The following is a 25241-nucleotide window of genomic DNA, read 5'->3' as shown; positions in this document are numbered from 1 at the left end:
ATGGAGGACCGCACCCTGGAGGCGTTGGGGCTCGCCGGAGTCCCGCGCGAGGATCCGCTGCTGTACCCGGGTGCCTGGCCGGCCGACTCGGGGCTCCTGGACGGGGACCGGCTGCTGCCGCTGGAGAACCTGGCGCACCCGGACCGGGAGCCCGTCCTCGCCGTCGGATCCAACGCCTGCCCGGGCCAACTGCGCCACAAGATGGCCGAGTCGGGGATCGTGACACCGGTCCCGATGGTGCGGGCGCGGGTGACGGGCGTCGACGTGGGTGTGTCGGCGCACGTCAGCCGCGCGGGGTACGTGTCCGCGTCGCCGGTCGCGTCCCCGGGGACGGTACGGGAGTTGTTCGTGCTGTGGCTGGACCCGGGCCAGCTCGCCGCCGTCGACGCCAGCGAGGGCGCCCACCGGAGGGACGGCAACTTCGCCCGCGCCCTGCTGCCCGCTCCCGCCGTGCGCGTCGACCTCGCCGACGGGACCTCACTGCCGTGGGCGTACGCCTACGTCAACCGTCACGGCGTCCTGCACGACGGCACCGGCGTGCCGCGCGTCCACCCCGGGCAGCGGGAGCTGCTCACCGAACTGCTCGTCGGCTCCCCGGCGTTGCGGGAGCTGTTCGGCGCCACCGCGGAGGAGTTCTGCGCCCGGGCCCGTGCCGACCGGCGGCTGCGGGCGCGGGGCACGCGGTTGTTCGCCGAGGAGAAGCGGGTGACGCACTCCGGCCTGGAGCGGTACCTCGCCGGTCAGCAGACGGGGAGTCCGGGGACCGGTCCGTCGTTGGCGCCGCCTCGCATGTAGACGACGCTGACCCAGACGTCCTTGTTGCCGCTGTCGTCGTCCGTCCGGGCCCACCAGACGTTGGTCCACTTGCGGTAGGTCTCGCGGCGGCCGAGGTTCTGCTGGCAGTAGAAGTAGTTGGTGCCCTCCTTGAGGACGCCCTTGCGGATGCCGGTGGCGGTGTAGGAGGCGGTGGTGCGTCCGACGTGGCAGTTGTACCGGCCGCCGCCGATGGCGTGGCAGGCCGGCGCTTCCGCGCCCGGCACCTCGCCGGAGGACGGTCCGGTCGCGGTCGGCGCCGGTGTCGCGGGGGCGGTGGGTTCGGTGGGGGTTGCGCTGTCCCGGACCGGGCGCTCGCTGCTCCTCCCGCCGTCGTCGCCGTCGTCGCCGTCGCCTTCGTCGCCGCTGTCCGCGGCCGCCTCGGGGGTGCGCAGCGGATCGGTTCCGGTGCGGCCGGGCCCGGGGGCGGTGACATCGGTGCGCGCGTCCGCCCGGCCGCCGCCCGGGAGGCCGACCAGGGCGACGGTGATGCCGGCGGTGGCCAGGACGACGACCGCCGCCACGGCGGCGAGCAGCAGGCGGCCCTGCCGTGGCCGCCGTCCGGGCGGTGCCGGGGCGGCGGCCCCGGGGCTCCGGTCCCGGGCCTGCGGCGGACCGGACGGGGGCCGTGCGGGCGGGGGCAGTGCGGGCGGCGGGGGCGTGCGGGCCGCGCCGGTGGCCGGTACGTCGAGTGCTGTCTCGGTGCGCTCGGTAGGGGCGGAGGGCCGGTGCGGGGATGCCGTCGGGGCCGGGACGGCCACGGCGTCCGGGCCGGCGGTGCCCGCGACCGACCGCAGCAGGTCGCACGCCTCCTCGGCCCCGGGGCGGGCGTCGGGGGCCTTCTCCATCAGCCGGTGCAGGACGGGAGCGAGCGGACCGGCGCGGCCGGGCTCGGGCAGCGGGTCCGCCACGATGGCGGTGAGGGTGGAGAAGGCGGAGGTGCGGCGGAAGGGCGCGGTGCCCTCGACGGCCGCGTACAGGGTGGCGCCGAGGGCCCACACGTCCGAGGCGGGGCCCGGCTCGGCGCCGCGGGCCCGTTCGGGGGCCAGGTAGTCGAGGGAGCCGACGAGTTCGCCGCTGCGGGTGAGGTGGGTGGCCGAGCCGTCGCCCGGGTCCTCCATGGTGGCGATGCCGAAGTCGGTGAGCACGATGCGGCCGGAGCGGTCGAGGAGGATGTTGCCGGGCTTGACGTCCCGGTGCACCACCCCCGCGCGGTGGGCGGCGGCCAACGCGTCCATGACCTCCGCGCCGATCCGGGCCGCCTCCGGCGGCTGCAGGGTGCCGCGCTCGCGGAGCACGTCGTCGAGGGAGGGTCCGTCGACCAGCTCCATGACGATCAGCGGCCGGCCGTCGACCTCGGCGACGTCGTGCACGGCGATGACGGCCGGGTGGCGCACCCGGGCCGCCGCCCGGGCCTCGCGGCGCATCCGCAGCCCCAGCTCGGTCAGTTCGGGGCCGGCGGCGTCGGTGTAGGTGCGCAGTTCCTTGACGGCCACCTCACGGCCGAGGACCTCGTCGCGCGCCTGCCAGACGACTCCCATGCCGCCGCGCCCCAGCTGCCGTACGACCCGATACCGTCCCGCCAGCAGCCGCCCGGTCCCGTCCGGCCGCCCCTCGTCCCCCGCCGACACCGCTGCCCCATTCCTGTTGAGACCCGCCACCCCGTGTGTGGCGTACAGCCTAGAGGGCTTCGGAGGCGGCCATGGACTCGGGCGTCGGGTCCGGGTCGGGCTCCCAGCGCAACAGGTCGCCGGGCTGGCACCGGAGGACCTCGCAGAGCGCGGCGAGGGTGGTGAAGCGCACGGCCTTGGCGCGGCCGTTCTTCAGGACGGCCAGGTTGGCGGGGGTGATGCCGACGCGCTCGGCGAGTTCGCCCACGGACATCTTGCGCCGGGCCAGCATGACGTCGATGTCGACGACGATCGGCATCAGATCACCTCGGCGAGTTCGTCCCGCATCCGTGCCGCCTCGAGGTCCCGGGCCACGGCCTGGGCGAGCAGCATCCGCAGGACCAGGACGACGAGCGCCACGCCGAGCACGGCCAGGCCGGCCCCTCCGATCAGCAGCACGATGCCGGGCGCGACGGCCTCACCGGGCGCGAGGAGCGTGCCCAGGGCGAACACCAGCAGGGCGGCGGCCACGAACGCGCCGATCACGACGTGCACGTAGCGGAACGCGGCGTGGCTGAACACGGTGCCGCGCCGGACCATGGTGACCAGCCGCCAGACGCAGACCAGCACCACCTGGGCCGAGACCACGCCCAGCAGCACGATCAGCAGCAGGGGCAGGCGCAGGTGCGCGTACTGCTCGTTCAGTCCCTCCAGGTCGTTCGCCAGCAGCGGTACCAGCAGGCCCTGCACTCCCACCGATCCCAGCAGCAGTGCCGTCAGTACGGCACGGAGCGCGAACACCGTCACCTGTCCCATCACGTCCCCTTCCATCGAGCGACGATGGGAATCTATCGTTTTTCGATAGGAGGAACAAGCGTGAGGCCCACGGAGGGTGGCCGGGTACGAGGGCGGCCCGAGGGTCAGCGGGCGGAGGCGGTCAGGTCACCGCGCCGGGGGCCGGCGAAGTGCTCCAGGTCGGCGCGGGTCAGACCGGCCGGTCCCGCCGCCTCGGCCGGGTCCAGGGCGCCGCAGTCGAGGCCGCGCAGCAGGTACCCGGCGAGGGCCTTGGCGGTGGCCGGTTCGTCCATCACGTCGCCGCCGGCCCGGTCGGCGTAGCGGGCGAGCCGGGCGGCGGCCCGGGCGCAGCCCTCGCGGTAGAAGGCGAAGACGGCGGCGTACCGGGTCGGCAGGTGACCGGGGTGCATGTCCCAGCCCTGGTAGTAGGCGCGGGCCAGGGCACGCCGGGTGAGGCCGTAGTGCAGGCGCCAGGCGGCGTGCACCTGCTCGCGGGGGCCCACCGGCAGGACGTTGGTGGAGCCGTCCGAGACGCGGACGCCGGTGCCCGCGGCGGCGACCTGCATGACGGCCTTGGCGTGGTCGGCGGCCGGATGGTCACTGGCCTGGTGGGCGGCGGAGACGCCGAGGCAGGCGCTGTAGTCGAAGGTGCCGTAGTGCAGGCCGGTGGCGCGACCCCCGGCGGCGTCGATCATGCGGGCGACCGTGGCGGTGCCGTCGGCGGCGAGGATGGACTGGCTGGTCTCGATCTGGATCTCGAAGCCGATCCGGCCGGGGGGCAGGCCGTGCTCCTTCTCGAACGCCTCCAGGAGCCGCACCATGGCCGTGACCTGCTCCGGGTAGGTCACCTTGGGCAGGGTGAGCAGCAGGCCGTCGGGCAGGCGGCCGGCGGCCATCAGGCCGGTGAGGAAGATGTCGAGCGTGCGGATGCCGCGGTCGCGCACGGCGGCCTCCAGACACTTCATCCGGATGCCCGCGTACGGGGCGGGGGTGCCGTTCCCGGCGGGCGGCCGGCCGGCGCCCCGGGCGTGGCCCGCGGCGATGAGGCGCGCGGCGCGGGCGGCGTGCTCGTCCTCCTCGGCGTCGGTGCGGCCCCCGTAGCCGTCCTCGAAGTCGACGCGCAGGTCCTCGACCGGCTCGCGCTCCAGCTTGGCCCGGACCCGGTCGTGGACGTCCTCGGCCAGGGCCGGCTCCAGCCCGAGGGCGGCGGCGAAGGCGGCGGCGTCCGGGGCGTGGTCGTCGAGCAGGGTGAGGGCGCGGTCGCCCCACACGCGGGGGGTGTCGGCGGCGAAGTCCTCGCCGGGGACGTAGACGGTGTGGACGGGCTGACGGGTGCCCGGGTCGCCGGGGTAGCGGCGTTCCAGTTCGGCGTCGACCGGCGCGAGGAAGGCCCCGACCTCCTCGCCGACGGCCGCCGCGAGACTCGTCGCCACCCGCTCCTGCTGACCCTGGCCCATCCGGCACCCCTTCGCAGTGACCCGCACACCGACATTCCGCGAAATTCCACGATACGGAATCAACAATCCGCAGAACGAAGTTATCCGGCGGTCGATCGCGGGGTCAACACCTTCGCCGAGGGTGTTCCGCTCCTCGACCTCGGCATGTTCACGACTTTCTGGCACCGTCGTCCCGAGAACGGTCCACCACCTCGTCCCGCACCGCCCCGCGCACGAGCCACCCGGAAGCCTCCCGCACGCCCCAGCACCGAGCCGCCCACCGCGCCGAAGGAGCACCCGTGCCGCACCACGTCCGCGTCCCGCGCCGCCTCGGGCTGAAGACCGCACTCGCCGCCTCCGTCGCCCTGCCGCTCTCCAGTACAGCACTGTCCCCCGCACCGGTCGCGGCCGAGCAGGGCGCGCGCCGTCCGCTGGAGGTGATGTCCTTCAACCTGCGGTTCGCGAGCCCCGCGGAGCCCCACAGCTGGTCCCGGCGCAGACCCGTGATGCGCCGGCTCCTGCGCGACGAGCGCCCGCACGTCATCGGCACCCAGGAGGGTCTGTACGGACAGCTGCGCGACATCGCGGCGGACCTGGGTCCCGCCTACGACTGGATCGGCACGGGCCGGGCGGGCGGCAGCCGCGACGAGTTCATGGCCGTCCTCTACGACACGCGCCGGCTCGCCCCGGTGGAGTACGACCACTTCTGGCTGTCCGACACCCCGGACGTGATCGCCTCCAACACCTGGGGGAACGCCCACCTCCGCATGGTCACCTGGGTCCGCTTCCGCGACCTGGGGGAGGGCGGCCGGCAGCTGTGCGTGCTCAACACCCACCTGGACAACGCACGCCGGTCCGCCCGCGAGCGGTCCGCCGCCCTGATCGCCGCCCGCGTCACCGCCCTGGCCCGCTCGCAGCCGGTGATCGTGACCGGGGACTTCAACGCCGCCGCGCACCGCGGCACCGTCCACGGCACACTGCTGCGGGCGGGGCTGGTCGACACCTGGGACGCGGCGGAGCGGCGCGGGCCGTCGTACGCGACGTTCCACGGCTACCGTCCGCTGGTGCCGGACGGCGACCGCATCGACTGGATCCTGACCACGCCCGGCGTGCGGGTGCACCACGCGCGGCTCAACACCTTCGCTCCGCGCGGGCAGTTCCCCAGCGACCACCTCCCGGTCCAGGCGTCCCTGACCCTGCCACGCGCCGAGGCCCCCACGACCGGCGGGGGGTCGTGAGGGCCTCGTGGCGGGGGTGAGGGGTGATCAGCCCTTGCGGGTCTTGATCTCCTCGGTGAGCTGGGGGACGACGTCGAAGAGGTCGCCGACCACGCCGTAGTCGACCAGCTCGAAGATCGGGGCCTCGGCGTCCTTGTTGACGGCCACGATGGTCTTCGAGGTCTGCATGCCCGCCCGGTGCTGGATCGCACCCGAGATACCGGCGGCGATGTACAGCTGCGGCGAGACGCTCTTGCCGGTCTGGCCGACCTGGTTGGTGTGCGGGTACCAGCCCGCGTCCACCGCGGCACGCGAGGCACCCACGGCCGCACCGAGCTGGTCCGCCAGCGCCTCGATCACCGCGAAGTTCTCCGCGCCGTTGACACCGCGGCCACCGGAGACCACGATCGCGGCCTCGGTCAGCTCCGGACGGCCCGTCGACTCACGCGGCGTACGCCCGGTGACCTTCGTCCCCGTCGCCTGCGCGGAGAAGGACACCTCCAGCGCCTCCACCGCGCCCGCGGCCGGAGCCGCCTCCACAGCCGCACTGTTGGGCTTCACCGTGATGACCGGAGTGCCCTTGGAAACACGGGACTTGGTCGTGTACGAGGCGGCGAACACCGACTGCGTCGCCACCGGACCCTCGTCACCGGCCTCCAGGTCGACGGCGTCGGTGATGATGCCCGAGCCCAGGCGCAGCGCCAGACGGGCGGCGATCTCCTTGCCGTCGGTGGAGGACGACACCAGCACCGCGACCGGGGACACGGCCGCGTGGGCGGCCTGGAGGGCGTCCACCTTCGGCACCACCAGGTAGTCGGCGTACTCGGCGGCCTCGTGGGTCAGTACCTTGACCGCACCGTGCTCGGCCAGCGTGGCGGCGGTGTCGGCGGCGCCGTTGCCCAGCGCGACCGCGACCGGCTCACCGATCCGGCGGGCCAGTGTCAACAGCTCCAGGGTCGGCTTGCGGACGGCACCGTCCACGTGATCGACGTAGACGAGAACTTCAGCCATGGGACTTCTTCTCTCCTGCTTGCGAAGTGTGAAGGGGGCGGGAAGCGAGCCGAGCCGTGCGGCTCAGACGAACTTCTGGCTCGCGAGGAACTCGGCGAGCTGCTTGCCGCCCTCGCCCTCGTCCTTGACGATCGTGCCCGCGGTACGGGCCGGACGCTCGGTGGCCGACTCCACCACCGTGTAGGCGTTCTCCAGGCCGACCTCGTCCTCGTCGATGTCCAGGTCGGACAGGTCCCAGGACTCGACCGGCTTCTTCTTGGCCGCCATGATGCCCTTGAAGGACGGGTAGCGGGCCTCACCGGACTGGTCGGTCACCGACACCACCGCCGGCAGCGACGCCTCCAGCTGCTCCGAGGCCGCGTCACCGTCACGACGGCCCCTGACCGTGCCGCCCTCGACCGACACCTCCGACAGCAGCGTCACCTGCGGCACACCCAGACGCTCCGCCAGCAGCGCCGGGACCACACCCATCACACCGTCGGTGGAGGCCATGCCGGAGATGACCAGGTCGTAACCCGCCTTCTCCACGGCCTTGGCCAGCACCAGCGAGGTGCCGATGGCGTCGGTGCCGTGCAGATCGTCGTCCTCGACGTGGATCGCCTTGTCCGCGCCCATCGACAACGCCTTGCGCAGCGCGTCCTTCGCGTCCTCCGGACCCACCGTCAGCACGGTGACTTCCACGTCGTCGTCGGAGTTCTCCGAGATCTGCAGCGCCTGCTCGACCGCGTACTCGTCCAGCTCGGAGAGCAGACCGTCGACATCGTCGCGGTCGACGGTCAGGTCATCGGCGAAGTGCCGGTCGCCAGTGGCGTCGGGCACGTACTTCACAGTGACAACGATCCTCAAGCTCACGCCGGCTCTCCTACTGCATCGACATTTCTGGCTGCCTGCCTGCAGGCAGCATAGGCGCCTGAAGCGGCCGATCCCGGTCGGGGCGACCCACGCTCCGAACGAAATATTACTCGTCAGTACACCCAGTTCGTTCCCGCTAAGCAAGCGCTTTGAACTGTGACCTTCGCAACGCAGCGTAACCGGAACCGGACCACCGCGCAGCGCGGGAGGCCCGGCTCAGTCGCGCAGCCCCGTGAAGCGGCCCTGGTGGTACAGCAGCGGCCGGCCGGAGCCCGCCGGGTCGCCCAGCAGCACCTCCGCCAGCACGATGCGGTGGTCCCCCGCCGGGACCCGGGCCACCACGCGGCACACCGTCCAGGCGAGCACGCCGTCCAGCAGCGGTACGCCCTCCGGCCCGTCCCGCCAGGCGGTGGCCGGGCCGAAGCGGTCGGCGCCGCTGCGCGCGAAGGTGGCGGCCAGCTCCCGCTGGTGCTCGCCGAGGAGGTGGACCCCGACGTGGTCGCCGGCCGCGATCGCGGGCCAGGTCGACCCACCGGTGCCGACCCCGAACGAGAGCATCGGCGGGTCGGCGGAGACCGACGCCACCGAGGTGGCGGTGAAGCCGACCGGCCCCCGGCTGCCCCGCGCGGTGATCACCGCGACGCCCGCGGCGTGCTTGCGGAAGACGGAGCGCAGCAGGTCGGGCGAGCCGGGCAGCGCGGTGGTGCGGAGGTCGGAGGGGGCCGTCATGAACCGTCCTTCTGCGGGTGGGGACCGGGGCGTGGCGAGGGAGCGCGGCTGTTCACCGGGCCGTCCCGCGCGGCGGTTCGACGCGTCCGGGGGTCGCCGGACCGCCGGGTACCCACCTGGGCTGAAGGAGTTCCGACATGATGTCAGGCTGACGATAGGTGGCACACACAGTCAAGTCGGTCCGGAGTTCTGGGAGATGCGTCACGAGGCGTCGTCCCGGCCGCCGACGGCCTCCCCCAGGGCGGCGATCACGTCGGCCGTCCGCGGCTGTCCGGCGGCCCGGCGCACTTCGCGGCCGTCCGCGTCGAGGACCAGCACGGTGGGGGTGCGGACGATCTCCAGCCGGCGGACGAGGCCCAGGTGCGCCTCGGCGTCGATCTCCACGTGTGTCACCCCCGGGACCATCCCGGCCACCTCGGCGAGGATCCGGCGGGTCGCGCGGCAGGGGGCGCAGAACGCGCTGGAGAACTGCACCAGGGTGGCCCGCCCGCCGAGGCGCGCGCCGATCTCCGTGCCCCAGGGCGGTCCCGTTCCGGTGCTTCGGGGCCGCCCGTCGACGCCCCGCTCCCGCTCAGGCACCTGATCGTTCCCTCCTCCGCCGCCGGCGCGGCACCTCGGACGTCGTCACTGTCTGCAGCGTCCGCGGGGGCACGATGATTCCCGCGGGCCCGCCCTCCGGAGAGCGGCGGGGGCGCCCGGGAGGTAACGGCAGCGCAAAAGCAGGAGGTGGATCAGGGCGTCGACGTGACGAGAATCTCGCGGCAAGCAGGCACGAGGGCTGGTTCGAGGGCGCTTCTTGGGGCACCATCAGCCACAAGCCGTAAACCTACGGCTGCGTAACTTCGACTGGGATCCCTCCTTCCCAGGCAGAGACGGAAGGTTTCCACCCCGCTCATGGCAGAACTCGTCTATCGTCCCGTGATCGGTTTCGCCCAGACACTGTTCAAGGTGTGGGACCTGAAGATCGACTGCCGCGGTTCGGAGAACATCCCGCGCTCGGGCGGAGCGGTGCTGGTGAGCAACCACATCAGCTACCTGGATTTCGTCTTCAACGGCCTGGCCGCGCTGCCGCAGAAGCGGCTGGTGCGCTTCATGGCGAAGGAGTCCGTCTTCCGCCACCGCGTCTCCGGTCCCCTGATGCGCGGCATGAAGCACATCCCGGTGGACCGCGCGCAGGGTGACGCCGCCTACGCGCACGCGCTCGACTCGCTGCGCTCGGGCGAGATCGTCGGCGTCTTCCCCGAGGCGACCATCTCCCCGTCCTTCACCCTCAAGAGCTTCAAGTCGGGTGCCGCGCGCCTCGCCCAGGAGGCAGGGGTGCCGCTGGTCCCCATGGCGGTGTGGGGCACGCAGCGCCTGTGGACCAAGGGCCACCCGCGCAACTTCAAGCGCAGCCACATCCCGATCACCATCCGCGTGGGCGAGGCCCTGGAGGCGTCCAGGGACAAGTACGCGGGCGCCATCACCCGCCAGCTGCGCGAGCGGGTCCAGGAGCTCCTGGAGGCCGCGCAGCGCGCCTACCCGGTGCGTCCGAAGGGCCCCGAGGACACCTGGTGGATGCCCGCCCACCTGGGCGGCACCGCGCCGACCCCGGAGCAGGTCCGCGCCGCCGAGGCCCGCTGACACCCGGCCGCGCCCCGGCCCTCCCGGGGCCGCGGTGCGGCCCGCCGGTCGCGCCGGCCCCGACACGGCGGCCGGCCGGTGACCCCGTGGTCCCCGGCCGGCCGCTCACGCGTTCTGGCGGTCCCGCTACGCGCGGGCCATCTCCTCCTTGAGCGCCGCGACGAAGGTGTCCACGTCGTCCTCGGTCGTGTCGAAGGCGCACATCCAGCGCACGTCGCCGGCGGCCTCGTCCCAGAAGTAGAAGCGGAACCGCTGCTGGAGCCGCCGGCTCACCTCGTGCGGCAGGCGCGCGAAGACCGCGTTGGCCTGCACCGGGTGGAGGATCTCCACACCGTGCACCGCGCGCACCCCCTCGGCGAGGCGCTGGGCCATCTCGTTGGCGTGCCGGGCGTTGCGCAGCCACAGGTCCCGGGCCAGCAGGGCCTCCAACTGCACCGACACGAAGCGCATCTTGGACGCCAGCTGCATGGACAGCTTGCGCAGGTGCTTCATGTGCCGGATGCCGTCCGGCTCCAGCACGACGACGGCCTCGCCGAACAGGGCGCCGTTCTTGGTGCCGCCGAGCGAGAGCAGGTCGACGCCGACCGCGTTGGTGAAGGTGCGCAGGGGCACGTCCAGCGTGGCGGCGGCGTTGGCCAGCCGGGAGCCGTCGACGTGCACCTTCATGCCGTGCGCGTGCGCGTGCTCGCAGATGGCCCGGATCTCGTCCGGGGTGTACACCGTGCCCAGTTCGGTGGCCTGGGCGATGGAGACCACCTGCGGCATGGCGCGGTGCTCGTCGTCCCAGCCGTACGCCTGCCGGTCGATCAGCTCGGGGGTGAGCTTGCCGTCCGGGGTCGGCACGGTGAGCAGCTTGATGCCGCCGACCCGTTCCGGGGCGCCGCCCTCGTCCACGTTGATGTGGGCGCTCTCGGCGCAGATCACCGCGCCCCAGCGGTCGGTGACCGCCTGGAGGGCGACCACGTTGGCGCCGGTCCCGTTGAAGACCGGGAACGCCTCGGCGGTGGGGCCGAAGTGGCTGCGGACGACCTGTTGGAGGTTCTCGGTGTAGGCGTCCTCGCCGTAGGCGACCTGGTGCCCGCCGTTGGCCAGGGCCAGGGCGGCGAGCACCTCCGGGTGGGCCCCGGCGTAGTTGTCGCTGGCGAAGCCGCGGACGTCCGGGTCGTGATGACGACGCGCGTCGGTCCTCGGCGGGTTCACGGCTTCTCGGTCAGCCACAGACGGTTTCCGTTCACTTCCGCGGCGGGCTTCTCCCAGACCCCGACGATGGCCTCGGCCAGGTCCTTGACGTCCGTGAAGCCCGCGAACTTCGCGTTGGGGCGGTCGGCGCGCATCGCGTCGTGCACCAACGCCTTCACGACCAGGATGGCAGCCGCCGAGGTCGGCCCCTGCTCGCCCCCGGCCTTGCGGAAGTAGTCGGCCATGGCCAGGGTCCACGCCTCGGCCGCGGCCTTGCCCGCCGCGTAGGCGGCGTTGCCGGCGGTGGGCTTCGTCGCGCCCGCCGCGCTGATCAGCAGGTACCGGCCGCGGTCGCTGCGCTGCAGCGCCTCGTGGAAGGCGAGGGTGGTGTGCTGCACGGTGCGCACCAGCAGCAGTTCCAGGAAGTCCCAGTCGTCCAGGCTGGTCTTGGTGAAGGTCTCGCTGCCCCGCCAGCCGCCGACGAGGTGGACCAGTCCGTCGACCCGGCCGAACTCCTTCTCGGTGCGGGCCGCCCACTCGCGGGTGGAGTCCAGGTCGAGCAGGTCGACCGTGTCGCCGGTGACGGTGGCGCCGCCGTGCGCGTAGCGCGCCGCGTCGACCGCCTCCGCCAGTCGTTCCGGATCGTTGTCCGAGCCGACGACGGTCGCTCCCGCCTCGGCCAGCCTGAGCAGTGTCGCCCGACCCGCGGGTCCCCCCGCGCCGGCCACCGCGATCACCGCTCCGTCGAGCGCCCCGTGCCCCATGTTCCTCGCCTCCTGAGCAGTGGTGTGAACGAGATCGCTCACGCGGCGACCCGCTCGGCGCTGTCCGCCGTGATGCCCTTGATCGAGGCGATCACGTGCTTCAGCTTCTTGGACAGTGCCTCATAGAACATGCTCAGCGGAAACTCGTCGGGCAGCACGTCGTCGACGAGCTTGCGCGGCGGCTGCGTCAGGTCCAGGGCGTCGGGGCCCTTGGCCCAGGTGGAGCCGGGGTGCGGGGAGAGGTAGGTGGAGACCAGTTCGTAGCCCGCGAACCAGTGGACCAGCTTGGGGCGGTCGATGCCGTCGCGGTACAGCTTCTCGATCTCGGCACAGAGCCGGTTGGTGACCTCGGGGGCGCGTTCCCAGTCGATGGTGAGCTTGTTGTCGGTCCAGCGGACCACGTCGTGCTTGTGCAGGTAGGCGAAGAGCAGCTGGCCGCCGAGGCCGTCGTAGTTGCGGACCCGCTCGCCGGTGACGGGGAAGCGGAACATGCGGTCGAAGAGGACCGCGACCTGCACGTCGCGGGCCTGCGGGACGCCCTCACCGGCCAGCTTGACGGCCTCCTTGAAGGCGGTGAGGTCGCAGCGCAGCTCCTCCAGGCCGTACATCCAGAACGGCTGGCGCTGCTTGATCATGAAGGGGTCGAACGGCAGGTCGCCGTGGCTGTGGGTGCGGTCGTGGACCATGTCCCACAGGACGAACGCCTCCTCGCAGCGCTTCTGGTCGTGGACCATGGCGGCGACGTCCTCGGGCAGTTCCAGGCCCAGGATGTCGACGGCGGCGGCGGTGACGCGGCGGAAGCGGGCCGCCTCGCGGTCGCAGAAGATGCCGCCCCAGGTGAAGCGCTCCGGGGCCTCGCGCACGGCGATGGTCTCCGGGAAGAGGACCGCGGAGTTGGTGTCGTAGCCCGAGGTGAAGTCCTCGAAGGTGATGCCGCAGAACAGCGGGTTGTCGTAGCGGGTGCGCTCCAGCTCGGCCAGCCAGTCGGGCCAGACCATGCGCAGCACGACCGCCTCCAGGTTGCGGTCCGGGTTGCCGTTCTGGGTGTACATGGGGAAGACGACCAGGTGCTGGCGGCCGTCCTCGCGCTGCTCGGCGGGCTGGAAGGCCATCAGCGAGTCGAGGAAGTCGGGCACCTGGAAGCCGCCCTCGGCCCAGCGGACCAGGTCCTGGACCAGGGCCTCGTGGTAGGCGCGGTCGTGCGGGAGCAGCGGCGACAGCTGCCGCACGGCCTCGGCCACCTCGCTCACCGCGCTCGCCGCGTCGGAACGGTCCGGGGCACCCTCGGCGTCGAAGTCGATCGAGCCGTCCTTGGACTGCCAGGGCCGGATCCGTTCCACGGCATCCTTGAGCACGGGCCACGCCGGGTGGTCGACCACCCTGTCCGTCGAAGGAACCTTCTCCTCCGCACCCACCTGCACAAGAATTTCCGTCATCGTCCACACTCCACGGGAGAACCTAGCGTACGACGACCGTATACATACAAGGTTTCACTCAGCAAGGGGTCACCCCGGAAGTTATCCTGCCCCACCCCCCGCTTCACCGCACTTTTTCCTGTCGATCACGCGTGTGGGCGACGCTGTGACCGAAGAGGGTTCAGCATCTGGACGCGACGGGCACAGGCGATACGGTCCAGGAGGGCCGTAGGGACGCGGCCCCCCGCCGCCGTCGACGGAAGCGAGTCCAGTCTTGAACTTCCTCACCATCGGTCATCGCGGAGTCATGGGTGTCGAGCCCGAGAACACCCTCCGGTCCTTCGTCGCCGCCCAGGAGGCGGGCCTCGACGTCATCGAACTGGACCTGCACCTGAGCAAGGACGGCGTCCTCGTCGTCATGCACGACCCGGACGTCGACCGCACCACGGACGGCACCGGCGCGATCGCCGACCAGACCCTCGCCGAACTGCGCGCCCTCGACGCCGGGGGCGGCGAGCGGATCCCCACCTTCGACGAGGTGCTCGACGCCGTCCGGACACCGCTCCAGGCGGAGATCAAGGACGTCCGGGCGGCCCGCGCCCTGGCCGAGGTGATCAACGAGCGGAACCTGGCCGACCGCGTCGAGGTGGCCTCGTTCCACGACGACGCGATCGCCGAGATCGCGCGGCTGGTGCCCGGCGTCCGCACCGCGCTGGTGGCCAGCCGCCCCATCGGCACGGACGTCGTCGACCGGGCCGTGGAGGCCGGTGCCTCGACCGTGTGCCTCAACATCCGCCGGCTCACCCTGGAGATCGTGGAGCACGCGCGCAAGGCGGATCTGCGGATCATCGGATGGGTGGTGAACACCCAGGACCACCTCCGGCTGGTGCGCGCCCTGGGCCTGGACGGCGCGACCACCGACTACCCCGAGATCAAGCGCACCGGCCGGTTCACCGCGTGAGGCTCAGGCCAGTTCCTTGACCAGCAGCTCGAACCGAAGGTCGGGGCGGCGCGGGATGCCGAAGCGCTCGTCGCCGTACGGGAAGGGGCTGGTCCGTCCGGTACGGCGGTAGCCGCGCCGCTCGTACCAGGCGATCAGCTCCTCCCGCGCGGTGATCACGGTCATGTGCATCTCGCGCACGCCCCAGGTGTCGCGCGCCTGCCGCTCGGCCTCCTCGATGATCGTCCTGCCGAGCCCGGCGCCCTGGAGCGCCGGGCTGACCGCGAACATCCCGAAGTAGGCGTGCCCGCCGCGGTGCTCCAGCTGGCAGCAGGCGATGATGCGGCCCTCCCGCTCCACGGCCAGCAGCCGGCTGTCCGGGTCCCGGACGACCTCCAGCACGCCCTCCGGGTCCGTGCGCTGCCCGCCCAGGATGTCCGCCTCCGTGGTCCAGCCGGCCCGGCTGGCGTCGCCCCGGTAGGCGGACTCGATCAGCGCGACGAGGTCGTCCACGTCGGCCTCGGTGGCGTCACGGTAGGTCAGGGGAGCTGCTGCGACGGATTCCATGGGTGCTTCTCCGGGTGCTGTGCGCGTCTTCGCCGCACCGGGGTGCGGCTCGGCCGGGGTCGAGCGTAGCGCGGGCACTACCCTCGGCCGCATGGTGCACGTACTGGGCAGCCGCGTCCTGATCCGTCCCTCCGACCCCGAGCGGTCGCGGACCTTCTACGGCGAGGAGCTGGGACTCGCGGTGTACCGCGAGTTCGGCACCGGTCCGGAGCGGGGCACCGTGTACTTCCTCGGCGGCGGCTTCCTCGAGCTGTCCGGCCGCTCGGACGCCCCGCCGTCCCCGTCGGTACGGCTGTGGCTCCAGGTCGCGGACGTCGCCGCGGCGCACGAGGAGCTGCGGGAGCGGGGCGTGGAGATCGTCCGGTCCCCCGTGCGCGAGCCGTGGGGGCTGATCGAGATGTGGATCGCCGACCCGGACGGCACACCGATCGTCCTGGTCGAGACACCCGCCGACCACCCGCTGCGCCATCGGCCGGGCATCTGACCCGTCCGGCCGCCTCCGGCGCCCGCGCGGGGCACGCCCGGCGGGACCGGGGCCGACCGCGACGCGTCGGCCGGGCGGCTCGCGTGCCGGTGCGCCCGGGTCACGCCCGCAGCGCGCGCCCAGGCGTACCTCCAGCCGGTCCCGCAGGGCGCCGAGGAGTGTGGGTAGCTCGCCGCGGTCCGGTCCGGTCCGTCCGGCTCGGACAGCACGGCGCTCCCGTGGGCGAGCTGAACCGGCAGGATCCCGTCGGCGAGGTCGCGCCCCCGACCCGGAGGGCCGGGCGTGGGTGACGCGGCGGTCGCGGGTGTGGCCGCGGCGTTCGACCAGACCGGCGCTCCGTGAGCTGCTCGAGGCGCTGGGCGACGGCGGTCCCCGAGGAGAAGGTCGCGCGGGCCAGGTCTCGCGGGCCACATCCCCCGGGGGCGGCTCGCGACCGGTGCGGCGCGGGGAGCCCAGCAGGTCGAACTCCGGGCGGGTCAGGCCCGCCCGGCGCGGGGGGCGTCCTCGGCCTGCCAGGGCGCCCACGAGGCTGTCGACCACCCGCTGGGCGACCGGGCGCCGGTGCGCTGATCCCGGAGGGGCGGCCGGGTCGCGGCCCGCCCGCGACCGGGAGAGAGGAGCGGTGCGGGGGACGGAGGTCCGGGGGCGGTCGGAGCAGGGGGCGCACTGCTCGTGAGGGACCACGGCAGCACGTATTTCACTCGTGACATACGCGCGGGGACCTGCGACGCTCCCCGCACGCTCCCCGTGTACACCCGTGCGCTCGCGTGCGGCGCACGGGCCCCGGGCATCCCTTGACCGACCGTCCGGCCGACCACGGGGCCGCCGGCGGGCCGAGGGGAGGTTCGCGTGCACGGACCGGCGTCGTCCGGCTGGCTGCTGGTCGCGCTCTGCGCGGCGACCGGCGCGTACTGCCTGCTGCGGATGCGCAGCGGGGTCGAGGAGCAGCGGCGCGCCGCCGGCGGGGAGGCGGTGATGGGGTTCGGCATGGCCGCCATGGCCGTGCCCGCCACGGCGTTCACGCCGCCGTCCTGGGCGTGGCCCGCGTTTGCGGTGCTGTTCGGGGCGACCGGGCTGCACGCGCTGTGGGCGGCCCGTGCGAGCGTGCGTCACCTGCACCACCTGGTGGGGGCGGGGGCGATGGTGCACATGTCGGTGGCGATGGCCGCCTCCCCGGGCGGCCACCGGCCCGGCGGCGCGGGCCTGCCGCTGCTGACCGGGGCCCTGCTGCTCTACTTCACCGTCTACGTGCTGGCCACGGGCGTCCGGCTGATACCGGTGCCGGCCGCCGCGGGGGCGGGGCCGCCGGGCCCCGGCTGGGGCGACCGGCCGGAGGTGGCCCGGGCCTGCCGGCTCTCCATGGGCATGGCGATGGTGGCCATGCTGCTCATGATGTGAGGCGCGCTCCGGCTCGGACCGGCCAACCACCGCGTCCCGCCCCCGCCTTGCGAGCGGGACGGGAGGGCCGTTGCCTGCGTCACTTCCCCGGGCGGCCCGTACCCACCGGACCGGGCCGCGTCCTACGCTGGGCCCATGATGCTCCCCGCGGCCCTGCTGGTGCTCGGCGTGCTGACCGCCGTGGCAGGACCCCGGCTGCTCGCCCGGGCCGACTGGCCGGACCGGGAACCGGTGGTGGCGCTGTGGATGTGGCAGTGCGTGGTCGCGGCCGTCCTGGTGTGCTGCGCCCTGTCGATGACCTTCAGCGCGGCGGCTGCCTGGCAGGCGGTGGGCGGTTCCGTCTTCGCCACCGCGCCCGGCGCCGTCGTGGAGGCGTACGCCCTCGGCACGGCCGGACCGGTCGCGGCGGCCACGGCCGTGGTCCTGGCGTGCGGCGGCCTGTGGAGCGCGGCCATGCTCGTACGGGAGGTCGTGCGCGCGCGGGCCCGGCGGCGGGCCCGGCGGGCCGAACTGGTGATGCGGGCCCCGCTGCTGCCGGGCGAGGAGCCGGGCGGCAGGGGGGACCGGCTGGTGGTGCTGGAGGGCGAGCGGCCGGACGCCTGGTGGCTGCCCGGGACGCCGCCCCGACTGGTCGTCACCACGGCCGCGCTGCGCCGTCTGAAGGGGCGCCAGCTGGACGCCGTCCTGGCCCACGAGCGGGGGCACGCCCGCGCCCGGCACGACTGGCTGCTGAACTGCTCCGGCGCGCTGGCGTCGGGGTTCCCGCAGGTGCCGGTGTTCGCGGCGTTCCGCGACGAGATGCACCGGCTGGTGGAACTCGCCGCCGACGACGTGGCCTCCCGGCGCTTCGGCCGCCTCACGACCGCCCTGGCCCTGGTGGAACTCAACGAGGACCGTGGGGTGTTCGGCCCCTGCCCGACTCCGCACGCGCAGGTCCGCGCACGGGTGCACCGGCTCCTGGCGCCCCCGGACCGGCTCACGGCGGGCCGCAGGCTGCGGCTGACGGCCGCCGCGTCGCTGGTGCCGGTGGTCCCGGTGCTGCTGGCATTCATGCCGGGACTGCGGGCACTGGGGTAGTCCAGGGGGCCACGCGGGGCAGCACCGCATGCGGCCCCAGGGCCCCCAGGTCGGCAAGGATCACCCCATGCACCCCTCACCCGTGGACTCACCGCCCGCCCCGCCGGACCCCCGGCCGGCCGCCCGGTCCGCCGGCATCCTGGCCCTCGGCTCGGCACTCCTGCTGGTCCTGGTCGCCGTCCGGTGGCAGCCGCTGGTGGAGCTGGACCGCGGCGTGTCCGGCACCACCCACCGCTGGGCCGTCGCGGAACCCGGACTGACACGGGCGGCGCGGATCCTCACCGACTGGGTCTGGGATCCGCTGACCATGCGGGTGCTGTGCGGGGTGGTCGCGGTGGTGCTGGTGTGGCGGTACGCGGCCCGCTGGACGGCGGTGTGGCTGGTGCTGACGGTGGCCCTGGCCGCGGCGCTGCAGCAGGGCCTGAAGGCGGCGGTGGACCGGGCCCGCCCGGTCTGGCCGGACCCCGTCGACTCCGCGCACTACGCCGCGTTCCCCTCGGGTCACGCCATGACCGCGACCGTCGTCCTGGGGCTGCTGCTGTGGCTGCTGCACCGCCGCGGCGCGGCCCCGGCGGTGTGGCGCACGGCGGTGGCGGTGACGGCCGTCTCCCTCGTGGGGGTCGGTCTCACCCGGATCTGGCTGGGCGTCCACTGGCCCACGGACGTCCTCGGCGGCTGGCTCCTGGGCGCCTCCGTGGTGGCCACGGCGGTGTGGGTGCACCGTCTGCGGCGCCCCTGAGGCGGGCGGGCCGGCCGGAACGCCTCCCATCCGTCTCCCACGAGGCCGGTGCGTCCGGCGCGAGGCGCGGCGGACCAGGAGAAACGCCGTCCCCTCGGGCGATCCCCCGCGTCGCCCGAGAAGACGGCAGCCGGAACAGGGCCCCGTAGGGCCGGACCGGACGCGCTGAGTATAGTTGGCTGCCAGCCAGTCAACGCAGGAGTCAAGCATGTCCCCGCGCAGCGCCTCGGTCAATGAAGAGTTGCGAAGGCGTTCGAAGGAGCGGCTTCTGCAGGCCGCCGTCGAGGTGGTGGGCGAGCGAGGCTACGAGGCGACGACCCTCGGCGACATAGCGGACCGGGCGGGCACCGCACGCGGTCTGGTCTCCTACTACTTCCCCGGCAAGCGCACCCTCGTGCAGTCCGCGGTGCACCGGCTGATGCACCGCACGCTGGAGGAGGCCCTGGAGCGGGAGCCGCGCACCGAGGACGGGCGGGAGCGGATGGCGCGGGCCATCGACGCGATCCTGGGCCTGGCGCGGGAGAGGCCGGTCCTCATGCGCCAGCACATGGCCGGCCTGCTGCAGGCCGAAGGGTTCGTGCCCTGTCCCGAACAGCGGCGGCTGGCGGAACTGCTCAGCGACACCGTGGCGCGGCACGGGTCGTCCGACGTCGGGACCGACTACCCGATGCTGCGCGCGCTGCTGATGGGCGCCGTGTTCGCGGCCCTGATGCCGGGGGCGCCGATGGAGGTCCCGGTGCTGCGTGCGGAGTTGTTCAAGCGTTACCGGCTCGACTGGGAGATGGGCGTCCCGCCGGGCACCGAGGCACCCGACGGGACGCGTGGTCCGGGCCGGACGGACCTGTCACGGTTCTTCGCGACCGGGCCGGCGCCCGGGTGCCCGGTGCCGCACGGCCGTACTGCCGGGCCGGAGGGTCAGTCGAAGTAGTCCGGCTGCGTCTGCACGTTGAGCTCGCGCAGGTGGATCCGGCGGGCCGGATCGGTGCGCCGGTCGTCGATCCGCAGGACGTCCAGGCCCTTGGCGATGTCGTTCGAGTAGATGTGGCCGTTGTAGTAGTACGCCGACCAGGATCCGCCGGTGACGAGGCGGTCGGTGTTCAGCGGTCCCCGCTCGAACCAGGCGATCTCCTTGGGCTTCGAGGAGTTGGTGAAGTCCCAGACCGACACGCCACCCTGGTACCAGGCCTGGACCATCAGGTCGCGGCCCTTGACGGGGATCAGCGAGCCGTTGTGGGCGACGCAGTTCTCGGTGTCCGCCTGGTGCCGGGGGATCTTGAAGTAGCTGCGGAAGACCAGCTTGCGGTGGTCACCCCTGCCCTTGATGTCGTAGATGCCGTTGGCGCCCCGGTGCGGTCCGACCTCCGCGTTGCAGGTGGCGCCGCCTCCGCCGCCCAGCTCGTCGGTGAAGACGACCTTGTTCGCCTTCTGGTTGAAGGTCGCGGAGTGCCAGAACGCGAAGTTGACGTTGTCCTGGACCCGGTCGATCACCTTGGGGCGCTCCGGGTCGCGGATGGAGAACAGGATGCCGTCGCCCATGCAGGCACCGGCCGCCAGGTCCTCGGAGGGCAGCACGGTGATGTCGTGGCAGCCCGTGGTCTTGGAGACACCCGGGTTGGTGGGCGCGCCCGGGTTGCCGCCGCCGTCCGGACCCTCACCGGGGAAGAGCACCGGGAAGCCGACGACCGCCGCCTTGTGCGGGGCCTTGCGCGGCACCTTGATCACGGAGATGCCGTCGTGCGGCGGCTGGCAGTCGGGGTAGGAGGCGCTCGGCGAGTACGAGGACACGTAGACGTAGACGTTGCGGCGCTCGGGCACCAGGGTGTGGGTGTGCGAGCCGCAGGCGGTCTCGACCGCGGCGACGTAGCGCGGGTTGCGCTTGTCGCTGATGTCGAAGACCTTCATGCCCTCCCACGAGGACTTCTCCGTCGCGGGCTGCGTGGTGCTGTTGCAACTGCTGTCGCTGCGCGAGGAGTCGGTCGACAGGAACAGCAGGTCGCCGGAGACGGAGATGTCGTTCTGCGAACCGGGGCACAGGACCTGGGCGACCGTCCTGGGCTTCGCGGGGTTGCTGATGTCGAAGATGCGGAAGCCGTCGTAGTTCCCGGCGAAGGCGTACCGGCCCTGGAAGGCCAGGTCCGAATTGGTGCCGGACAGCGCGTCCTTGGGGATGTTGGCCACGTGCCGCATGTTGCGGGAGTGGGCGACCTCGTCCTGGCCGGGTATCTCGCCGTTCTCGATGGCCGTGCGCGCTTCGGCGCGGTCGCTCTGCGACACCTCTTTCGGGGCGGTCGGCCCGTCCCCGGGGTCGGGGATCGCGGTGGCCGGGGCGGCGGTCATGAGTGCGGCCAGCAGTCCGCCGGCCGCCGCGGCAACGACCAGACGTCTGCGGCGCGTTCGGGATCGGGGCAACAGGATCACTGTTATTCCTCCCTGGTTCCGTTCGTGCGGAACGGTTTTCGCTCCGGCAGTATCGTTGTAGCCATGCACATATCAAAAGAGGGCGACGGGGCCGCGGTGGAGTTTTCCGTCCGGTGAGACGTGGAAGCGTGCCGGAGCGACCACGCACGCCGACGAAGCACCGCGCGCTCCTGCCCACACCCCCGCCCCAGGAGGTTGATGTGCTCTTCCGCCGCCCGCCCCGCTCCCCCGCCTTTCTGGCGGGACCGGCCGTTCTCGCCGCCCTCGCCGTCCTCGGCCTGGCCGCCTGCGACTCCGGATCCGAGGGCGGCGGCGACTCGGCCGCGAGGCCCGGCCCTTCGGTCATCGCGCCGGGGGAACCCGGAGGGGAGAACCGCACCCTGTCCGCCGAAGAGGCCGCGGAGCGGCGCGCGGAGGACGACTCCCCCAACGCGGCCGACGTCTCCTACACGCGGATGATGATCGCCCACCACGCCCAGGCCCTGGAGATGACCGAACTGGCCCCGGACCGCGCCGAGTCCGGCAGGATCGTCAAGCTGGCGGAACGGATCGCCGCCGCCCAGGGCCCGGAGATCGAGGCGATGCGGGGCTGGCTGAAGACCCACGGCAAGACGGAGACCGACGCCGGCCACGACTCGGGACACGGGGCCGGCCACGACCACGCGACCATGCCGGGGATGGCCACTCCGGCTCAGCTGAAGCAGCTGCGGGCGGCCGAGGGGAAGGCCTTCGACCAGTTGTTCCTCACCCTGATGATCACCCACCACCAGGGGGCGATCACCATGGCGACGGACGTGAAGGCCCAGGGCAACAACATCCGGATCGAGGAGATGGCGGACGACGTGGTCGCCCAGCAGACCAGCGAGATCACGCGGATGCGCGCCCTGCTGTGAGCGGCCCCCGGGCCGGCCGGTTCAGCGCCGGGCGTGGCGCGGGGTCAGCAGCCCCGCGTCGCGCGCCCGGCCGATGAGCCGCAGGGCACCGCGCCGGCTGTGCCCGGTCGCCCCCATCACGGCGAGCACCGGGTCGGCGCCCTCGCGCTGGGCGGCGCGGTACTCGTGGGCCGCGAGCCGGCGCCCCTCGGTGCCCCGCGGCGGGGCGGCGCGGCGCCGACGCGCTCCGCCGACGCTCCCGTCGGGCGGCTGGGTGACGGCGCCGCACGCCCGGGCCAGCGGCTCCTCGATCCAGTCGGCGAAGGCCGCCAGGTCGTCCGGGGAGAGCGCGGGACGGGCGCGGAGGTCCTCCACACCCATCCCGTCCTCGGACACCGTGACCAGCCCCTCGACCCGTGCGCCGTCGGTGAACGCCAGCCGGACGTGGAACCAGCGGGTCGCGCGCTCCCCCTCCCGCACCGCCCACGCGGGCCACACGGACACCGCGCCTTCCTCCGGGGAACGATCACAAAGAGCAAGAAAAGTGGCCTCAAGCACAAACACAACGTAATCGCGTGATCACTTTTTATACGGCCGAACACGCACCGGGAGAACCGCGCGGCACCCTGTCAGCTCAGCCGCCCCGGTGCCATGCTGGAACCACCGGCACTCGGCCGCGGCTCCCCGGGCTCCGGTGCCGGACCGGGCGGTGCGGGGAGCGGGCGGTGCGCGGAGCGGGGTCCGAAGCCGCGTCCCGCACGGTGCAGGAGAGACGGCAGGGCGGGGCGCCCTGGCCGGCCACGACAACGGGGCGAGGCGCGGTGCCGGGCCCGCGAGCCCGGCGTGATCCGCGCACGAGGCCCCGGGTGAGGAGTTCCACGTGCTCCGTGTCGCCGTCGTCGGTTCCGGACCCAGCGGGTGCTACACCGCCCAGGGTCTCGTCCAGCAGCACCCGGGGGTGCGGGTCGACGTCCTGGACCGCCTGCCCTGCCCCTACGGCTTGGTCCGGTACGGCGTGGCGCCGGACCACGAGAAGATCAAGTCGCTGCAGAACAGCCTCCGCGCGGTCCTGGAGCACGACCGGGTGCGCTTCCTCGGCGCGGTCCCGGTCGGGCCCGGCGGGGTGCCGGCCGCACGGCTGCGGGAGCTGTACCACGCGGTGGTCTACTGCGTGGGCGCCGCCACCGACCGGCGCCTCGGCATCCCCGGTGAGGACCTGCCGGGCAGCTGGTCCGCGACCGACTTCGTGTCCTGGTACAGCGCCCACCCGGACGCTCCGGGGCGGGCCCCGGACGGCTCCCCGGCGGACGGCGGCTTCCTGCGCGGTGTGCGGTCGGCCGTCGTCATCGGCGTGGGCAACGTCGCCGTGGACGTGACCCGGATGCTGGCGCGGCGCGCGGCGGAGCTGACCCGGACCGACGTGCCGCACTCGGCGCTCACCGCCCTGGCGGCGAGCACGGTGACCGAGATCCACATGGTGGGGCGGCGCGGGCCGTCGCAGGCCCGCTTCACCACCAAGGAACTGCGCGAGCTGACCACGCTGCCGGACACCGCCGTCGCCGTGGACGCCGCGGAACTGGCCCGGGACCCGGCCTCCGCGGACCCGTCCGCCCTGCCGCCGGCGCAGCGCCGCAACGTGGAGGTGCTGCGCGGCTGGGCCGCCGCTCCCGCGCCCCGGGCCCGTCGCGTCATCCGGCTGCGCTTCTACCTCCGCCCGGTCGAACTCCTCGCCCGCGACGGCCGGGTGGCCGGGGTGCGCTGGGAGCGGACGGTGCCGGACGGGCGGGGCGGGGTGACCGGTACGGGCCGCTACGAGGACGTCGGCGCCCAGCTGGTGCTGCGCTCCGTCGGCTACCGCGGCCTGCCGCTGGACGGGCTGCCGTTCGACCCGGCGAGCGGCACGGTCCCGCACCGGGCGGGACGGGTGCTGCGGGACGGGACCGTCGCACCGGGCGAGTACGTCGCCGGCTGGATCAAGCGCGGCCCGACCGGCGTCATCGGCACCAACCGGCCGTGCGCCAAGGAGACCGTCATGTCACTCCTTGCGGACGCCCCCGCGCTCGGACACCGCGACCTGCCCGGGGATCCGCTCGCCGCCCTGCGGGCGGACGGCGTCGATCCGGTTCCCTGGACCGGCTGGCGGGCCATCGAGCGCGCCGAGGCGGCCCTCGGCGCCTCCCTGGGCCGCGACGTGGTCAAGCTCCCGGACTGGGACTCCCTGCTGGCCGCGGCACGCTCGGCCGGGCCGTGAGCGGCCGGCCCGGCCGGCGCCGGGCGCGTACGGGGAACAGTGCGGGGCGTGCGATCACGCGGCGCCGGGGAGCGCCCGTGTCCCCGCGGCCGGGTCCCCTCGCACTCCCGCACGTCCGGCGGGGGACGGCCCCTCCGGCGGAGCCGGGGACCGGGCAGACCGTCGCGGCCCGGCGGACGGGGCGGGCGAGGCGGGTGGCGGACGGCGTCCGTGACGGGGGTGACGGGCCGTCCCCCGCGCCTCACCTCCCGCCCACCCGGGCGCGCACCTCCTCGGCCAGCTCCCGCTGGTAGCCGGTGTACGCGGCGCGCAGGGTCCCTCCGGGCCAGTCGGGGGGAAGGAGCGGCGTGGGCAGTACGGGGTCGGTGAGCAGGTGCCGGACGACGGCGGCGAACGCGGCGAGACGGTCGGCCGGACGGTCGGCGCGGCCGATGTGGTCCAGGAGCGCCCGGGCGGTGCGGGACCAGGCGTCCAGGGGCCACAACGCGGCCGCCAGGCCGGGCGCGGGACGGGCGGGGCGGGCCGTGCAGCGTTCGGCCACGTCGTCCAGTTCCGCGGGCAGGGGGCGGACGAGGTTGTCCGGGCGGAGCCAGACGCCCTCGCGCAGTTCGGCGAGGCGCAGGGCGGTCAACCGGGTGCGCAGGTCGGCGCGTTCGGCGGGTCCGCGGCCGGTGGCCGTGACCACGACCATGACCCAGTCGCCGTGCCAGGGGCGGGTGTGGGGCCGCAGGGCGTCGTCCTGGCGGCGCTGGCGGGCGAGCAGGCGGTCACTGAGCCGGTAGCCGCCGGTGTCCGTGCGCAGCAGGTCGCCGGCGGCCACCATGCGGCTGAGCGCCGCCCGCAGCGTGGAGCCGCCGACGCCGAAGCCCGCCACCAGCCGCCCCAGGTCGCGGGCCGGCAGTTCCGGCGGGTGGGTACCGAGGAGCAGGCTCAGGACGACCGAGCGCGCGGACAGGAGCCGCGGCGGCAGGTCTCCGGCCGGGTCCGGGGCGTGGGTCCGCATGACCGCGTACTCTACGGCGCCGCACGGATGTTGCATCATTGCTGCAAC

At 73.7% G+C, this 25241-nt stretch carries 26 protein-coding genes; 11 read left to right on the top strand and 15 right to left on the bottom strand.

The window, feature by feature from the left end; all coding sequences use genetic code 11:
* The gene (locus tag AB0F01_RS24150) at window positions 1-795 is read left to right on the top strand and encodes a hypothetical protein (RefSeq protein WP_362099387.1); all 795 of its coding nucleotides are present in this window, start codon (window positions 1-3) and stop codon (window positions 793-795) included.
* Here the strand turns inward: AB0F01_RS24150 and AB0F01_RS24145 are convergent.
* The 4 genes from AB0F01_RS24145 to AB0F01_RS24130 form a co-directional block, all read right to left on the bottom strand.
* Window positions 741-2444, bottom strand: coding sequence for a serine/threonine-protein kinase (locus AB0F01_RS24145; protein ID WP_362099384.1), 1704 nt, complete (start codon window positions 2442-2444; stop codon window positions 741-743). The two genes, AB0F01_RS24150 and AB0F01_RS24145, sit on opposite strands and share 55 nt — an antisense overlap.
* A gap of 49 nt (window positions 2445-2493) precedes the next feature.
* Window positions 2494-2742, bottom strand: coding sequence for a helix-turn-helix transcriptional regulator (locus tag AB0F01_RS24140; protein ID WP_362099381.1), 249 nt, complete (start codon window positions 2740-2742; stop codon window positions 2494-2496).
* The gene (locus tag AB0F01_RS24135; protein ID WP_362099429.1) at window positions 2742-3239 is read right to left on the bottom strand and encodes a DUF2975 domain-containing protein; all 498 of its coding nucleotides are present in this window, start codon (window positions 3237-3239) and stop codon (window positions 2742-2744) included. The genes AB0F01_RS24140 and AB0F01_RS24135 overlap by 1 nt, the downstream gene beginning before the upstream one ends.
* A gap of 104 nt (window positions 3240-3343) precedes the next feature.
* Window positions 3344-4675 carry an aldolase/citrate lyase family protein gene (locus AB0F01_RS24130; RefSeq protein WP_362099378.1) on the bottom strand — a complete coding sequence of 444 codons (1332 nt, stop codon included), beginning with the start codon at window positions 4673-4675 and terminating at the stop codon, window positions 3344-3346.
* Between the two features lie 278 nt (window positions 4676-4953).
* On the opposite strand from AB0F01_RS24130, the gene AB0F01_RS24125 reads away from it, so the two are divergent.
* Window positions 4954-5892, top strand: a complete 939-nt coding sequence (locus AB0F01_RS24125) for an endonuclease/exonuclease/phosphatase family protein (protein ID WP_362099376.1) — start codon at window positions 4954-4956, stop codon at window positions 5890-5892.
* Between the two features lie 27 nt (window positions 5893-5919).
* Here the strand turns inward: AB0F01_RS24125 and AB0F01_RS24120 are convergent, their stop codons facing one another.
* From AB0F01_RS24120 to AB0F01_RS24105, 4 genes are all read right to left on the bottom strand, one after another.
* The gene (locus AB0F01_RS24120; protein WP_362099373.1) at window positions 5920-6882 is read right to left on the bottom strand and encodes an electron transfer flavoprotein subunit alpha/FixB family protein; all 963 of its coding nucleotides are present in this window, start codon (window positions 6880-6882) and stop codon (window positions 5920-5922) included.
* 63 nt (window positions 6883-6945) lie between these two features.
* The gene (locus AB0F01_RS24115) at window positions 6946-7734 is read right to left on the bottom strand and encodes an electron transfer flavoprotein subunit beta/FixA family protein (protein ID WP_362099370.1); all 789 of its coding nucleotides are present in this window, start codon (window positions 7732-7734) and stop codon (window positions 6946-6948) included.
* A 216-nt stretch (window positions 7735-7950) separates the two neighbouring features.
* Window positions 7951-8463 carry a flavin reductase family protein gene (locus tag AB0F01_RS24110; protein WP_362099368.1) on the bottom strand — a complete coding sequence of 171 codons (513 nt, stop codon included), beginning with the start codon at window positions 8461-8463 and terminating at the stop codon, window positions 7951-7953.
* A 201-nt stretch (window positions 8464-8664) separates the two neighbouring features.
* On the bottom strand, window positions 8665-8970 hold the full coding sequence (locus AB0F01_RS24105) for a thioredoxin family protein (protein ID WP_362099426.1): 306 nt from the start codon (window positions 8968-8970) through the stop codon (window positions 8665-8667).
* Between the two features lie 387 nt (window positions 8971-9357).
* Between AB0F01_RS24105 and AB0F01_RS24100 the strand changes: the two genes are divergently transcribed.
* Window positions 9358-10086: a lysophospholipid acyltransferase family protein gene (locus tag AB0F01_RS24100; RefSeq protein ID WP_362099365.1), complete on the top strand. Its 729-nt coding sequence runs from the start codon at window positions 9358-9360 to the stop codon at window positions 10084-10086.
* A gap of 126 nt (window positions 10087-10212) precedes the next feature.
* On the opposite strand, the gene AB0F01_RS24095 is transcribed toward AB0F01_RS24100, so the two are convergent.
* Genes AB0F01_RS24095 through AB0F01_RS24085 form a run of 3 tightly spaced genes read right to left on the bottom strand, consistent with a single transcriptional unit; the run spans window position 10213 to window position 13465 of the window.
* Window positions 10213-11286, bottom strand: a complete 1074-nt coding sequence (locus AB0F01_RS24095; RefSeq protein WP_362099423.1) for a low specificity L-threonine aldolase — start codon at window positions 11284-11286, stop codon at window positions 10213-10215.
* A complete protein-coding gene (locus tag AB0F01_RS24090; RefSeq protein ID WP_362099420.1) occupies window positions 11283-12029 on the bottom strand; it encodes an SDR family NAD(P)-dependent oxidoreductase in 747 nt (248 codons plus the stop codon). The genes AB0F01_RS24095 and AB0F01_RS24090 overlap by 4 nt, the downstream gene beginning before the upstream one ends.
* Before the next feature lie 38 nt (window positions 12030-12067).
* On the bottom strand, window positions 12068-13465 hold the full coding sequence (locus AB0F01_RS24085) for a DUF6421 family protein (RefSeq protein WP_362099363.1): 1398 nt from the start codon (window positions 13463-13465) through the stop codon (window positions 12068-12070).
* Window positions 13466-13718: 253 nt separating this feature from the next.
* Here AB0F01_RS24085 and AB0F01_RS24080 point away from each other — a divergent pair, with 253 nt between their 5' ends.
* The gene (locus AB0F01_RS24080; protein ID WP_362099362.1) at window positions 13719-14405 is read left to right on the top strand and encodes a glycerophosphodiester phosphodiesterase family protein; all 687 of its coding nucleotides are present in this window, start codon (window positions 13719-13721) and stop codon (window positions 14403-14405) included.
* A gap of 3 nt (window positions 14406-14408) precedes the next feature.
* Here AB0F01_RS24080 and AB0F01_RS24075 read toward each other — a convergent pair whose 3' ends face one another.
* Complete coding sequence (locus AB0F01_RS24075) at window positions 14409-14951, bottom strand: GNAT family N-acetyltransferase (protein WP_362099359.1); 543 nt, start codon at window positions 14949-14951, stop codon at window positions 14409-14411.
* Window positions 14952-15042: 91 nt separating this feature from the next.
* On the opposite strand from AB0F01_RS24075, the gene AB0F01_RS24070 reads away from it, so the two are divergent.
* The 5 genes from AB0F01_RS24070 (at window position 15043) to AB0F01_RS24050 (ending at window position 19577) form a co-directional block, all read left to right on the top strand.
* Entirely contained in the window at window positions 15043-15435 is a 393-nt protein-coding gene (locus AB0F01_RS24070) for a VOC family protein (protein WP_362099356.1), read from the top strand.
* 849 nt (window positions 15436-16284) lie between these two features.
* Entirely contained in the window at window positions 16285-16833 is a 549-nt protein-coding gene (locus AB0F01_RS24065) for a DUF5134 domain-containing protein (RefSeq protein WP_362099353.1), read from the top strand.
* Window positions 16834-16968: 135 nt separating this feature from the next.
* Window positions 16969-17910: a M56 family metallopeptidase gene (locus AB0F01_RS24060; RefSeq protein WP_362099350.1), complete on the top strand. Its 942-nt coding sequence runs from the start codon at window positions 16969-16971 to the stop codon at window positions 17908-17910.
* A gap of 67 nt (window positions 17911-17977) precedes the next feature.
* Entirely contained in the window at window positions 17978-18649 is a 672-nt protein-coding gene (locus tag AB0F01_RS24055) for a phosphatase PAP2 family protein (protein WP_362099347.1), read from the top strand.
* Window positions 18650-18857: 208 nt separating this feature from the next.
* Window positions 18858-19577, top strand: a complete 720-nt coding sequence (locus AB0F01_RS24050; protein ID WP_362099345.1) for a helix-turn-helix domain-containing protein — start codon at window positions 18858-18860, stop codon at window positions 19575-19577.
* Here the strand turns inward: AB0F01_RS24050 and AB0F01_RS24045 are convergent.
* Window positions 19565-21067: a hypothetical protein gene (locus tag AB0F01_RS24045; RefSeq protein ID WP_362099342.1), complete on the bottom strand. Its 1503-nt coding sequence runs from the start codon at window positions 21065-21067 to the stop codon at window positions 19565-19567. The genes AB0F01_RS24050 and AB0F01_RS24045 overlap by 13 nt on opposite strands.
* A gap of 200 nt (window positions 21068-21267) precedes the next feature.
* Here AB0F01_RS24045 and AB0F01_RS24040 point away from each other — a divergent pair, with 200 nt between their 5' ends.
* On the top strand, window positions 21268-21960 hold the full coding sequence (locus AB0F01_RS24040; protein WP_362099417.1) for a DUF305 domain-containing protein: 693 nt from the start codon (window positions 21268-21270) through the stop codon (window positions 21958-21960).
* 21 nt (window positions 21961-21981) lie between these two features.
* On the opposite strand, the gene AB0F01_RS24035 is transcribed toward AB0F01_RS24040, so the two are convergent.
* The gene (locus AB0F01_RS24035) at window positions 21982-22443 is read right to left on the bottom strand and encodes a DUF6214 family protein (RefSeq protein ID WP_362099340.1); all 462 of its coding nucleotides are present in this window, start codon (window positions 22441-22443) and stop codon (window positions 21982-21984) included.
* Between the two features lie 376 nt (window positions 22444-22819).
* On the opposite strand from AB0F01_RS24035, the gene AB0F01_RS24030 reads away from it, so the two are divergent.
* Window positions 22820-24190, top strand: coding sequence for an FAD-dependent oxidoreductase (locus tag AB0F01_RS24030; protein ID WP_362099337.1), 1371 nt, complete (start codon window positions 22820-22822; stop codon window positions 24188-24190).
* 241 nt (window positions 24191-24431) lie between these two features.
* Here the strand turns inward: AB0F01_RS24030 and AB0F01_RS24025 are convergent, their stop codons facing one another.
* Window positions 24432-25193, bottom strand: a complete 762-nt coding sequence (locus tag AB0F01_RS24025) for a PaaX family transcriptional regulator C-terminal domain-containing protein (protein WP_362099334.1) — start codon at window positions 25191-25193, stop codon at window positions 24432-24434.
* Between the last annotated feature and the right edge of the window lie 48 nt (window positions 25194-25241).

This window comes from Streptomyces sp. NPDC029526 (assembly GCF_040637405.1).
Taxonomy (GTDB): Bacteria; Actinomycetota; Actinomycetes; order Streptomycetales; family Streptomycetaceae; genus Streptomyces.
This window is presented reverse-complemented; position numbering and strand designations above follow the sequence as displayed.

Bases quoted from the DNA above. Each gene is read 5' to 3' on its own strand.
- AB0F01_RS24150 (WP_362099387.1), top strand. From the start codon at position 1: ATGGAGGACCGCACCCTGGAGGCGTTGGGGCTCGCCGGAGTCCCGCGC.
- AB0F01_RS24140 (WP_362099381.1), bottom strand. From the start codon at position 2,742: ATGCCGATCGTCGTCGACATCGACGTCATGCTGGCCCGGCGCAAGATG.
- AB0F01_RS24135 (WP_362099429.1), bottom strand. From the start codon at position 3,239: ATGGGACAGGTGACGGTGTTCGCGCTCCGTGCCGTACTGACGGCACTG.
- AB0F01_RS24130 (WP_362099378.1), bottom strand. From the start codon at position 4,675: ATGGGCCAGGGTCAGCAGGAGCGGGTGGCGACGAGTCTCGCGGCGGCC.
- AB0F01_RS24120 (WP_362099373.1), bottom strand. From the start codon at position 6,882: ATGGCTGAAGTTCTCGTCTACGTCGATCACGTGGACGGTGCCGTCCGC.
- AB0F01_RS24110 (WP_362099368.1), bottom strand. From the start codon at position 8,463: ATGACGGCCCCCTCCGACCTCCGCACCACCGCGCTGCCCGGCTCGCCC.
- AB0F01_RS24100 (WP_362099365.1), top strand. From the start codon at position 9,358: ATGGCAGAACTCGTCTATCGTCCCGTGATCGGTTTCGCCCAGACACTG.
- AB0F01_RS24090 (WP_362099420.1), bottom strand. From the start codon at position 12,029: ATGGGGCACGGGGCGCTCGACGGAGCGGTGATCGCGGTGGCCGGCGCG.
- AB0F01_RS24085 (WP_362099363.1), bottom strand. From the start codon at position 13,465: ATGACGGAAATTCTTGTGCAGGTGGGTGCGGAGGAGAAGGTTCCTTCG.
- AB0F01_RS24075 (WP_362099359.1), bottom strand. From the start codon at position 14,951: ATGGAATCCGTCGCAGCAGCTCCCCTGACCTACCGTGACGCCACCGAG.
- AB0F01_RS24070 (WP_362099356.1), top strand. From the start codon at position 15,043: ATGGTGCACGTACTGGGCAGCCGCGTCCTGATCCGTCCCTCCGACCCC.
- AB0F01_RS24060 (WP_362099350.1), top strand. From the start codon at position 16,969: ATGATGCTCCCCGCGGCCCTGCTGGTGCTCGGCGTGCTGACCGCCGTG.
- AB0F01_RS24055 (WP_362099347.1), top strand. From the start codon at position 17,978: ATGCACCCCTCACCCGTGGACTCACCGCCCGCCCCGCCGGACCCCCGG.
- AB0F01_RS24050 (WP_362099345.1), top strand. From the start codon at position 18,858: ATGTCCCCGCGCAGCGCCTCGGTCAATGAAGAGTTGCGAAGGCGTTCG.
- AB0F01_RS24025 (WP_362099334.1), bottom strand. From the start codon at position 25,193: ATGCGGACCCACGCCCCGGACCCGGCCGGAGACCTGCCGCCGCGGCTC.